The organism is Dialister sp. (genome assembly GCF_036343215.1).
Taxonomy (GTDB): domain Bacteria; phylum Bacillota; class Negativicutes; order Veillonellales; family Dialisteraceae; genus Dialister.
Map to the genome: position 1 here is coordinate 1 of NZ_JAZASU010000004.1, position 12,456 is coordinate 12,456.

Below are 12,456 nucleotides of genomic sequence, written 5' to 3' on the forward strand. Positions count from 1 at the left end.
CCCCTCGTATCATAGGTGTAGAAGCTAAGAAATATGGCTTCTACACCTATTTGAGCTTTATTAGAAGCTCTATTGTGCAAGGTATCCTGATGCTACAATCTAGGTAGATGGATTGTGACCGGGCAACGGCTTTCCCCCCTTGTGGCACCTTTATGGTGACTACTACGACAGCATGCCGCCTGCCTTAACCGTCACATACTGCGTACACAGATGTTGCACCCTGGGCGAGAAGAGGTTCCAGCAACATAATCTTCTACGGGGCACTGCTTATTTGCGAGGATTCGGTTAGCGGTTAGGATCAGGATACGCCTTGTCACAATCCAAAGTTATCGCCAGAAAGGTGGTGGAATGATCATGACAAAGGCGGAAGACACTTTATCGACGCTGTTTGTCGGGATTGATGTTGGTTCAAGAAATAATGTTGTAGCTCTCATGACATTTAATGACTTGAGGCCGTTTTCTACATTCACTATAACCAACAATCAGCCCGGCTTGGATCTGCTGATCAAGAAACTGGTCAGCTGTCTGAAAAGGCGAAAAGATCTCAGTAAACTGGTTATCGCACTTGAATCCACAGGTATGTACAGCCTGCTTTTTTCAAGCAATCTGGCCTGTGCTCCCGAGCTGAATGTATACGACTCGAAGGTATATATCCTGAATCCAAGGGCGACCAGCAGCTACAAAGGATCGTGTCAAACCATAGGTAAGACCGATAAAATCGATGCTTATGCCATAGCGGATTTTGCCCGTGCAGGGAAGATACAATGCAGGCCCTGGCGCGGAGCCCAATTTCTTGGTCTGCAGCGGTTAACCCGGCAGAGACTCCATCTCGTGAATACCCTAAGCAGGGAAAAAACCTACATGCTGTCGAATATTTATCTCAAGTTCAGCGAATTAACGATGCTGAAGGGAGATGAGCGTCCATTCTACAGCAATTTCACAGCGACAGGACTGTCAACCCTGACCGATTTCCTTTCACCCGAGGATATAGCCAGGACCCCGTTAGAGGAACTGGTAGACATCCTCAACAAAAAGAGCAGGAATGGCTTTGCGGATCCCGTGAAGACGGCAGAACTGCTGCAAAAAGCGGCCAGAAACTCATTTAAACTGGACCGCTGCGCCTACGAAGCATTGACTATTGCTATTGCATCCTCAATCAACCTGTGCAAGGCCATACAGGATGAAATAAAGGCGATAGATAGGGCCATAATTAAGGAGATTCGTGGCTTTGATCCACTTGCCTATGAGGTATTGCAGTCAATCCCCGGAATCGGTCCTGTCTATGCAGCAGGGATTCTTGCTGAAATAGGGAAGATTGACCTGTTCCCCAGGCAGGACTCACTGGCATTATATACCGGCATAGTCTGGAAACGTAATGATTCTTCTGAGTTTAAAGGGGAAGATACCCATATGGCAAAGCAGGGTAATTCTTACCTGCGATACTACCTGATTGAAGCTGCCAACCAGATTAAGAATTATTGTCCGGAATTCTATGAAACATACCATAGAAAATTTTCTCAAACAAAGACGCATCAACACAAGAGAGCCCTCGCACTCACAGCACGTAAACTTGTCCGGTTGATTTTTAGATTGCTGGCTAATAATGAACTGTACTCCCCGGAGAAGGCAAGAAGGCTAAAGTGAATTTAATCATTCTCTAATCTTTGATGGGACCCCCGCAGAGATAGTTTTAGAATACGCCAAATTCCGAATGCAATAACAAAAAGCTTCGGAATTTTTTTATTTTCCCTCTTGACATATGACCAGATTGCTGTTTGCAATAAACCTCCGCTAACATCACCTGAAAAGGCGCGCCCATCTTCTGCCGCGCACCATCTTCACTTACCACTTTTTCATCAAAAAAGCTGTCCCTCATAGGAGAGACAGCTTTTATATTTCCCAAAATCAGAATCCTGCGCCCGCTTCTTTGAATTCTTTTTCTATGGATTCATCAGGAGCTTTTGTCAGCAGGCTGACAACGACGATGAAGAAAAGGCCGGTCAGGAAAGCCGGGAGCAGTTCATAAATCCCGAAAACTCCGCCCATCGGTTTCACCAGGTATTTCCATACAAAGACCATGATACCGCTCGTTATCATACCGCAGATGGCACCGGAAAGAGTAGCCCGTTTCCAGAAAAGAGCACAGATCATAACCGGTCCGAAGCAGGCGCCAAAGCCGGCCCAGGCAAAGGATACGATGCCAAAGACAGAGCTGTTCGGGTCTCTGGCAAGAAGGATACCGAGAAGGGCAATGCAAAGAACGGTCACCCGGGCTGCCAGCATGCTCTTTCCCGGGGAAAGTTCCTTGTGCATGAATTCCTGAAGAAGGTTCTGGGATACGGAAGATGCCGCAGCCAGAAGCTGGGAATCGGCGGTGGACATGACGCTGGCCAGAATGCCGGAAAGAATGATGCCTGCCAGAATGGCCGGAATGATGCCGAAAGTGGCGATAAGATTGGAAATTTCAACAACTACCGTTTCCGTTCCTGATCCGTGCAGCATGGGAATGAGTCCATCCACAGACATTTTTCTTCCTGCAATACCGATGCATACGACCATCAGCATGGACAGGAATGCCCAGGTAGAAGCGACCCGGCGGGAAAGTTTCAGTTTTGCTTCATCTTTGATGGCCATGTAACGGAGAAGGAAATGAGGCATGCCGAAGTAACCGAGGCCCCAGGAAAGAGTCGTAATGATCATAAGAGGAGTGTAAGGTTTGCTTTCACCGGTGGCTTCGATATAGGTTTCATTCATGGAAAGATAACCCGGAAGCTGAGATGCATTTTCAATGACTGCATCGATGCCCCCGGCACTGATTACTGCTACGACCAGGACAAAGAAAAGAGCTGTAGTCATGAGGATACTCTGGATGAGGTCCGTCATGGAAGCTGCCAGGAATCCTCCGGTTGCCGTATATCCTACGATAACGACTGCGGAAATCAGCATGGCCGTCATATAATCCATTCCAAAGAGGGATGCAAAAAGTTTGCCGCAGCCCGCAAAGCCGGATGCCGTATAAGGAATGAAGAAGATAATGATGATGACAGCGGAAATCGCCGTCAGGATACATTTTTCATCATGGAAACGGTTCGCAAAGAACTGGGGCACCGTGATGGCATTCACAACCTGGGAATACCGGCGGATGCGCCTTGCTACCAAGAGCCAGGAAAGATAGGTGCCTGCAGAAAGTCCGATAATCGTCCAGCCCACATCAGCTGCCCCGGAAAGGTAAGCAAGTCCCGGAAGGCCCATCATGAGGTAACTGGACATATCCGACGCTTCTGCCGACATGGCCGTCACGAATGGTCCAAGGGACCGGCCGCCCAGGAAAAAGTCGGACGTGGATGACGTCTTCTTCGCGCACAGGAACCCGATCACAAGCATCCCCACCAGGTACACGAAGATGGTGCCAAGGATAAAAATAATGGATGTCTTCATATTACGCTCCCCCTTTGAGATATCCTCTATATGAGGACAATTATACCATAATTTCATGACTTATCGGGTTAAAAATTCAGAAAAATGATAGAAATATACGAATTTATTGGTTTCACGCATATTTCCTGCTTCCGATTCTTATTTTCTGATATAAAAAGGAGCCGTACAATAATTACGCCATATGTTGAATTGACGAAATTTATAAAGTGATCAGTTCATAGTTCATAGTGATCGGTGAAAGAGTCCCGCATCAAATTAGACAGCGGACCGATTTATAAACGGATCTCATTGAAAAAGTATAAATTTCATATAAAACGGCCGTCTCCCACTATCTGAAGGCGGCCACTACAACTGCGAACTGATAACTAATAACTATATTCCCCAAAATTTATAAAATGATGGTTTCTATTTTTGTACACCCTCTCTTTTGATTAAATTTCCTTCAGATACGACGTCAATCCATAGAGGGGCACATTCACCATCCAGTCCTGCTCCCTCCAGCCTGCCGTGGAGGTGCGAATGGCAAGGAACGGATGATATTTCCCGCAGTATACCTTGAGGCTTTTGGCCTGGAGATTGTCTTCCGCCTTCACCTCGATGGGCACTATATTTCTTCCCTTCTGCACCAGGAAGTCAAGCTCCATCCGGCTTTCATCGGACAGATAATAAGGCGTGAGCCCCGTATCCGAGACAAGCTGCTGGAGGACAAACTGTTCCGTGAGAGCCCCCTTGAACTCCGTAAAAATCTGATTTCCTTCCAGTATGGACAAAGCATCCAGTTCACTCAAAGCCCCCAGAAGACCGATATCCACCATGTAGAGCTTGAATGCGGTAAGGTCCACATACGCCTTGAGCGGCATGGCAGATTTGGTCACACGAAATACTTTATGAATGAGCCCGCAGTCCAGGAGCCATTCGATGGCAATTTCAAAGTCTTTCAGGCGGCTCCCCTTTTTGATCTGCCCAAAGAAGAATTTCTTATTTTCCTTTGCCAGCTGCAGGGGAATGCCATTCCACACCATGCGCAGCCTGGCAAGGTCCGTCCCCTTCACATGTTTGCCGAAATCTCCATCATACTGGGAAAGGATCTGCTGCTGCAGGCGCCGGACTTCTTTATAATCTTTATGCTCACGGAAAAAATCCACGATTTCCGGCATACCGCCCACATAGTAATAGTTTCGGAGCCAGAAAAGGAACCGATCTTTCCAGTCATTCCATAGATTCTTGTCCTCTGACGCCAATGCCCTGACCAGTGACGATTCTCCCATGGCGTCAAGAAATTCCCTGAAATTCAACGGATGGAGATCCAGCTCATCCACTTTGCCTACAGGATAGGAAATACCCTCATGAATGGCCACACCGAGAAGGGAACCGGCCGCAATGATGGGATACTCCGGCCCATTCTCACAGAAAAATTTCAAAGTCTCCAGAGCTCGGGGCGCTTCCTGGATTTCATCAAAAATAAGGAGCGTGTCTCCCGGCGTGATTTCCACACCGCTGGCAATATTGAGACTCATGAGCAGCCGGTCCATTGAAAAATCCTGATCGAAAATGGCTTTCATGGTCCTGTTGTTAAAGAAGGAAATATAGGCAGTCTTCTTGAAATAAAGCCGTCCGAATTCCTTCATAAGCCAGGTCTTCCCCACCTGGCGGGCTCCCTTTAAAAGAAGCGGTTTCCGGTTCGGCCGGTCCTTCCATTCCAGAAGCTTCTCCATAGCATACCGTTTCATAAGATTCCTCCTTTCTTCCTGCCGATTGATTTATTTTCATTATACACTTTTGCTTAGGACTTTTCTTCTATATTATACATTTTTGTCGATGACTTTTTGGTAATTCAATACATTTTTGTTTACAACTTTTAGCGTAATTATTACATTTTTCACTCGCACTTTGTTCTTGTAAATTCAATGCATTCAAAAAGCCCGCTCTCTAATTTTATGCGGGCTAACTTTCTCTGATCAATATGAACTGATTACTTTTCCATTCCCGTTATTTCAACATATGTGTAATAGTTGAGCATCTCCTCTTTATGATGAAAATTCCAAACTTGTTTACCTGTTTTCCACTTTTTTCACTTCAATCAGCACGATTTCCGGTTTATGGCCATTCCGGAAGCAGGCGCCCCAGGCTCCGTAGCCGCTGGTCACGATGGCGGTGAGGTTTCCGTATTTCTTTGTCCCGAAATAGAAAGGGAAATGTTTCCCCACGAAATAGGAATTCGGCCAGAACTGGCCTCCGTGGGTGTGACCGGCCAGGAACAGGTCTGCCCCTTTCCGGGAGGCGTCTTTCATATGCACCGGTTCATGCTCCAGGACGATATGGAATTTTCCCGGGAAGCTTTCAAAGGAATCATCGGGATGGTAGCTGTAGTCCATGACTCCCGTGAGGACGGCGCCATTTCGAAGTTCTTCCGATTCGCCGTGAAGTATCTGAATGCCTTGTTCTTTCAGGATGGTTCCTTCCAGCCTGAGATTCTGTCCATAATGGTCATGGTTGCCAAAGACCGCATAGGTCCCCAGAGGCGCTTTGAAATGGGCCAAGCCTTCCAGACTTTTTTCGCGGAGCACCGTGTTCAGGTCTCCGTCAATGATATCCCCTCCGATGAGGACAAGGTCCGGCTTCAGATGATTGATGCGGCGCACCATCTGCCGTGCGAAGCTTTTCCCAAGATGCGGTCCCAGATGGATATCGCTCACAAAGGCGATGGTGAAATCGTCCACATCTTTTTCCGTTTTCACCTTCACCCGCCGGACGATGGGATGATGACCATCCCAGATGCCCCTTACCAGGATGAGGAATAAAAGGAAGGCCGCTCCTCCGGCATACATGGAAAGAGCGCTTTCCTTATAGGGCAGGAGGGCTTTGAAGAAAAAGGAAATACGGAGGAGAATCCATGGAATGAGGAGGAGCAGACCGTAGTAAACATAAAAGAAAATATACCCGCCCAGGCGGCCCAGAAATTTCACAAAGGTTAGCGGCAGCCTGTGAGCCAGGGTATGGGGAATGACGAAAAGAAAGGGCAGCAGAAGAAATACAATGAGTCCCCCAACATGGTTGATGGAACGGAACCCATGGGAAAAGAGGGCCCAGAGGCCGCCGGAAATGACGGCGCCCATAAGGCCGAGGATGGAATAGAATATATCGCGGGGAGCCATGCAGTTTGTCTCCTTTTAGGGAAATAATGGATGGAGTCACCAGTCCGAATCGGGGTGCGGGGTGCGGGATGCGGGGTGCGGGGTGCGGGAAGGTGGGCGCCTTGAAATAATACAGGCGCCTCTTTTTATGCGCACATCAGGATGACCGGCTTTTGAACCGGGGCTGTCGGGAGGCTCGGGCGTATCGGGGTAGTCGGGAAGGTGGCGCCCTTCGGGCGCAAATTTAGACTTGGCCTTCGGCTCTCAATTGGCGGATCAAACGTTTTTATCAATAAAAAATAGAATGACGGTCAATTTCTTTATTTCTATTATACTATAGGTAAAAAGAGAAAAGGGCGTGTACATAAACAAAAATCATTATTTAAAAACTTTAGGAAAATAGTTATCAGTGATCAGTAATCAGTTCGCAGTTGTGGTGGGCCTTTTTATATAAGAATTTAAACATTTTCCAGAAGAACTGTGTATAAAAATGGCCCGCCATCCAAAGATGCGGGCCTCCTTCACTGAGAACTATGAACTGAGAACTGATCACTTTATAAATTTCAGCAATTCAAGTTTGTGCAATTATTGTACAGTTCCCTGGGGCAGGCGGTGAACCGGCTGTATTATATTTCCCATAAAAAAGGCAGCGCCCTATCTGAAGCGCTGCCGCCTTCACGAACCACGAATCACGATTCGCACCATGAGAAACTAAATGCCAACTGCTAACGGCCAGCTGCTAACGGCTAACTGCTAATGGCTAACTGCTAATGGCTAACGGCTAACTGCTAACGGCTAACTGCTAACGGCTAACTGCTAACGGCTAACTGCTAACGGCTAACTGCTAACGTCTAACCACTATTTCTTCTCTTCCTTTGCCTCTTTCCTCACTTCTTCGGGAATGGTGAAGTCCGTATCTTTTGGAAGGGCATCGAAGGTGATTTCCATGTCCATTTCGCTCTGGCTCAGAAGGCCTTTCATGAGGAGTTTCGTCCCTTCATCTCCCTGGAGGGTATCGAGGAACGCATTTCCCACATTGCGCACCGTATCGGTCAGGGGCAGGGCCATCTTCGTGATGCGGTTTGCTTTTTTATCGATGGACACATTGGCCGTAATCGATCCCTGCTTTGCAATAGCCGAAAGGACGGCGGCCACGGTCTTCTTCTGGTCGGCGGACAATTTGTCCCATTTCTTCTCGTCCCCCGGTTTATAGACGCCGGACACGTCAAATTCCACGGCATACTGGTTCTTGTAATCTTTTTTGACGGACTTCACGGATTTCATGAAGTTGTCCACGGCTGCGGAACCGGCATCTCCGGCGCGTTCGTAGACGGACATGGGGACTGTCTGCTTCAGCCACTGTTCTTTGCCGTTTTTATTGTTTTCAATGTAAATGATGAGGTCTTTGCCATCTTTGCTCTCTTCCGCATAGGCATAGCTTTCGGCGGACCGGTTCCCGTCTACCGTGACGGTCATCACGCTCTTTGCCTGAGTCGGATTTTTCTTCGCATAGATGACGTTGTGGGCAAGGACTTTCCCTACCAGGGGAAATTTCCCCTGCCCGTCGATGGTATACATGCCGCTTTCATCAGCAGTCATATTTCCGATAGCCGATGCCAGCTCGAGGGCCGGGGCGGAAAGGGTCTCCGACGGAGATTTTTTCTCCGTCTGCACTTCCGCAGCCGGTTTTTCTTCAGGGCTCGCAGAGGGTTCTGCAGCCAAAGTATTTCCTGTAAGGCCAAGCAGCAGAGCTGCCAGGCACATTGTTTTCTTCAGAGTATTCATAGTTACCTCCCGTATAAAGAAATTTTACCATAAAATCCGTCCCGAAAGTATATAGTATAATAAAGAAATAAGGAGGCATCCATGGCATACAGCGAACTCATCAAAAACTTTGACCATATCCGCGAATACCTGCGGGATTTTTTCGTTTATGGTTTCCATACCAGGGATGAATTTTCCGCCAAAAGCGGGCGGAGTTATGACAATGAGCGGCGGCGCATCGAAAATTACCTGGATGGCTGGGTTTCTTTCCGCCAGACCCCGACCGGGAAAACCCTCTTTATTTCCCCCGAAGGCAGCCGGGTCACCCACAATCCCCTGTACCGTGCCTTCAAGGCAAAGAGCTTCACCAGCCGGGATATTACCCTCCATTTCATGATTCTTGATTTCCTCTCCGATGGGAAGTCTTATAGTTTTCAGGAAATAGAAAATGTTCTCTACGACCGGTACCTGGCCCATTATGAGGGTCTTTTCTTCGATGAGTCCACGCTCCGGAAAAAGCTGAAGGAATATGCGTCCCTGGGCCTTCTGGTCATGGAAAAAGAAGGACGGAAGGTGACTTACCATATTTCCAAAGATGAAATCCGGCTTGAAGACTGCCGGGACCTTCTCCGCTTTGCTTCGGAGGAAAACCTCCTGGGCGTCATCGGAAGCTGTATGGAAGACCGCCTTGGCGAAGAGGAAAGTCCCCTCCTTTTCCGGAATCATTCCTTCATGAACATGCTGGACAGCGAGACGGCAGCCGTCATTCTGGGGGCCATCCGCGAGAAAAGGTGGCTCAAAATACGGAAAGTGAACCATCGGGACGGTTCGGAAAAGCTTCTCTCCACGATTCCCTGGAAAGTGTACGTGAGCCTCCGGAGCGGCCGGAATTACCTGCTGGCCGGGACTTCCCCGGGAAATCTGGTTTCCATCCGCATCGATTATATCCGTTCCATTTCTGCGGGAGATCAAGCAGCCGATTATGATGAGCTGGCTGCCCGCTGGAAGGAAACCGTTTCCCCCATGTGGGGCGTGGTCATCCGGAGACGGCTGGAACATATTTCCATGGATATCCATGTGGAGCCGGATGAAAATTTCATTGTCAGGAGGCTGGAGCGGGAAAAGCGCTGTGGGAAAGTCACCCGGATCGATGAAAAAACCTTTCGTTTTGAGGCAGACGTCATGGATTCCCTGGAAATGGTGCCCTGGATCCGCACCTTTTTCGGCCGCATCACAAGACTTTCCGCGGACAACCCACGCCTTCTCCGCTGGATTCATCAGGATTTGAAAGAAATGTCCTCCCTTTACGAGGTGAACCATGATATTCAGTGAAATATACAGCCTCTACTACAAGGCGGTCTCCCGGATCCTGGCCCTTTCGGTAGAAGGAAAGCTGACGGAAAAAGACCTGTACGCCATCTCGAGGGAAAATGCCTTCCCCGAAAGCGCCATGACCATCGTCCCCGCCCTGAGAAATAAAGAATGGCCGCTCCTCGCCGATGACCTTCATACGCCCCTTGAAAGAGCACCCCGCCTCCCCCTTTCCACCCTCGAAAAACGATGGCTGAAGGCGGTGCTTTCCGATCCCCGGGTCTCCCTCTTTGCACCTGAAATGAAGGGTCTTGAAGAAATAGAACCCCTCTTTGACCTGCAGGATATTGTCTGCTTTGACCGCTATCGGGACGGAGACCCTTTTACGAACGAAAGATACCGGGCCCGCTTCCGCACCATCTGGAAAGCCCTGAAAGAGAAAAAACTTCTTCACCTGGAATTCATCAGCGGAAAAGGAAATACGGTTTCCGGCACCTGCCTTCCATTGAAACTGGAATATTCCGATACGGACGATAAATTCCGTCTCCTCGCCCTGAAAGAAGGAGAAATCCGCACCATCAACCTTGGCCGCATTACCAGGACGGAAATCGGGAATCCCGCCCCCGACAGTGCCATCCCCGATGAACCTTCCCCGAAAAGAAACGCTGTCTTCATCATCACCGACGAACGAAACGCCCTTCAGCGGGTGCTCATGCAGTTCTCCCATTATAAAAAAGAAGCGGAAAAGCTGGACAAAAAGCACGTGAAAGTCACCCTCACTTATGACCAGGATGAAGAAATTGATCTCACCATCCAGCTCCTCTCCTTTGGCCGGTTCATTGAAGTCCTGTCCCCGGATTCCATCCGGAAAAATATAAGGGAAAGGATTGAAAAGCAGATTCAGTTCTTCAACAATTGACTCCGCCGGACTCATCCAATGACCGAACAAGCAGCAATAGGTAATGGCTGATGGCTATCGGCTAACTGCTAATGGCTAATAGGTAATGGCCTCCCCTGCGCACAAAAACCATGAGCCCATGGTTTTCCCCCGCCTGTGTACATTCCCCATATATAATCGTGCTGCACCAGCAGCACACCTTCCCGCGCCCCGCACCCCGCACCCCGCATCCCGATTCAAATAACCACAAGCAGAGTGAGGATGATACCAATGAACTGCTCTATATTTAGGATACTAAAAGTTGATGGCTCGGCTGATGGCCCGGCTGGCAGCCCCTCAGTTCGCACCTTTTTTTCCGTGAAAAAAAGGTGCTTTTATTTTATCCTTAAACCATCAGAAACGCCGATGAGTCAAAAGCAGGAGGAACCATGTGGAACGAAATGAAGGAAGAAGCCAATGTCACAAGAACCGAAAACGGGGCAAAGACCTGCCACTCCACCCTTTCCGGCTGCCTTGACTTCTTTGCCTCTGCCGGAGCCATGCGGCAGGCGCCGGACGCGGAAATCCGGGACCGGTTCATCCGTGCCTTTGCGGAAAATCCCACACTGGCCATGAAAATCCTCTTTTACGCAAGAGACATCCGGGGCGGGCTGGGTGAACGCCGTCTTTTCCGCACCATCCTGGAATATCTGGGTAATAACAGGCCCGATACGGTCCGTAAAAATCTCTCCCTCATTCCCTTTTACGGGCGGTACGATGATTTGCTGGTCCTCATGGATACGCCACTCTTCAAAGAAACATCCTGTTTTCTCAAAGAGCAGCTGGACAGTGATGTAAAGGCACTGGAAGGAGGGAAAGAAAATTTGTCCCTCCTTGCCAAATGGCTTCCTTCCATCAATACGTCGGATCCGGAAAAAGTCCGCAAAGCCCGGCACCTTGCCAGAGCTTTCGGTATGAATGAAAAGACTTACCGGAAGACTCTTTCCGCCCTGCGGAAGCGGCTGGACGTACTGGAACCCCGCCTCTGCCGGAAAGACTATACCTTTGATTACGAAGAAGTTCCTGCGAAAGCCATATTGAAATACAGGGCTGCCTTCAGGAAAAATGACAGGAAGAGGTACGACCGATTTCAGGATAAAGTGGAAAACCGGGAAGCCTTCATTCACACCGATACCCTTCTTCCCTACGAAATCATCCGTCCCCTGCTCAATGACTATTTCAGGAGGAGACCCACTCCGTATGAAAAAAACCGGACCCTGGAAATCCTCTGGAATAACCAGAAAGACTATGCCGGCGGCCAGAATGCCCTCGCTGTGATCGACGGTTCCGGCTCCATGTACAACGGGGGGAATCCCCTGCCCGCCGCAGTGGCCCAGTCCCTGGCCCTTTACTTTGCAGAAAGAAATACAGGGTCCTTCGGAAATCGGTTCATCACTTTCTCCGAAACGCCGCAGCTGGTGGAAATCAGAGGAAATACCCTCGCAGAGAAGCTGCACCATATTTCTACCTTCAATGAATGCGCCAATACAAATCTCAAAGCGGTTTTCGAGCTCATTCTGAATGCTGCCGTGAAACACCATATCCCGCAGAAAGAGCTCCCTGAAAAGCTCTACATCATTTCAGACATGGAATTCGACGACTGCATGGAAGAAGGGGATGTGACGAACTTCGAATACGCGAAGAAAATCTTCCGGGAGGCGGGCTGCCGTCTTCCTCAGGTCATTTTCTGGAATGTGGCTGGTGATACGAGGCAGTTTCCCGTGACCCTTCATGAAACGGGCACCCTTCTGGTATCCGGCTGCCATCCCATCCTCTTCCGCCAGATCCTTGAAGGGAAAACGGATCCTTATGCATTTATGCTTGAAATTGCAGGAGGTAAACGATATGAACCGGTTACCGCCTGAAATTTAT

Annotated in this window: 9 protein-coding genes; 4 read left to right on the forward strand and 5 right to left on the reverse strand. The window is 48.9% G+C overall.

All coding sequences use genetic code 11. The features are described from left to right. Positions 1–348: 348 nt before the first annotated feature. Complete coding sequence (locus VZT47_RS02425; protein ID WP_330223391.1) at positions 349–1,644, forward strand: IS110 family transposase; 1,296 nt, start codon at positions 349–351, stop codon at positions 1,642–1,644. A 46-nt stretch (positions 1,645–1,690) separates the two neighbouring features. Here the strand turns inward: VZT47_RS02425 and VZT47_RS02430 are convergent, their stop codons facing one another. The 5 genes from VZT47_RS02430 to VZT47_RS02450 form a co-directional block, all read right to left on the reverse strand. Then, a complete protein-coding gene (locus VZT47_RS02430) occupies positions 1,691–1,903 on the reverse strand; it encodes a hypothetical protein (protein WP_330223392.1) in 213 nt (70 codons plus the stop codon). 2 nt (positions 1,904–1,905) lie between these two features. Further along, entirely contained in the window at positions 1,906–3,438 is a 1,533-nt protein-coding gene (locus tag VZT47_RS02435; RefSeq protein WP_330223393.1) for a sodium/proline symporter, read from the reverse strand. Between the two features lie 431 nt (positions 3,439–3,869). After that, complete coding sequence (locus VZT47_RS02440) at positions 3,870–5,168, reverse strand: ATP-binding protein (protein WP_330223394.1); 1,299 nt, start codon at positions 5,166–5,168, stop codon at positions 3,870–3,872. 321 nt (positions 5,169–5,489) lie between these two features. After that, positions 5,490–6,593 (reverse strand): metallophosphoesterase, encoded by a 1,104-nt coding sequence (locus VZT47_RS02445; RefSeq protein WP_330223395.1) that lies wholly within the window; start codon positions 6,591–6,593, stop codon positions 5,490–5,492. A gap of 837 nt (positions 6,594–7,430) precedes the next feature. Beyond that, complete coding sequence (locus VZT47_RS02450) at positions 7,431–8,357, reverse strand: hypothetical protein (RefSeq protein WP_330223396.1); 927 nt, start codon at positions 8,355–8,357, stop codon at positions 7,431–7,433. An 81-nt stretch (positions 8,358–8,438) separates the two neighbouring features. Here VZT47_RS02450 and VZT47_RS02455 point away from each other — a divergent pair, with 81 nt between their 5' ends. The 3 genes from VZT47_RS02455 (at position 8,439) to VZT47_RS02465 (ending at position 12,449) form a co-directional block, all read left to right on the forward strand. After that, complete coding sequence (locus VZT47_RS02455; RefSeq protein WP_330223397.1) at positions 8,439–9,668, forward strand: WYL domain-containing protein; 1,230 nt, start codon at positions 8,439–8,441, stop codon at positions 9,666–9,668. Continuing rightward, positions 9,655–10,566: a WYL domain-containing protein gene (locus tag VZT47_RS02460; RefSeq protein ID WP_330223398.1), complete on the forward strand. Its 912-nt coding sequence runs from the start codon at positions 9,655–9,657 to the stop codon at positions 10,564–10,566. The genes VZT47_RS02455 and VZT47_RS02460 overlap by 14 nt, the downstream gene beginning before the upstream one ends. Before the next feature lie 407 nt (positions 10,567–10,973). Beyond that, positions 10,974–12,449: a DUF2828 family protein gene (locus tag VZT47_RS02465; protein ID WP_330223399.1), complete on the forward strand. Its 1,476-nt coding sequence runs from the start codon at positions 10,974–10,976 to the stop codon at positions 12,447–12,449. The last annotated feature ends 7 nt before the right edge of the window (positions 12,450–12,456 follow it).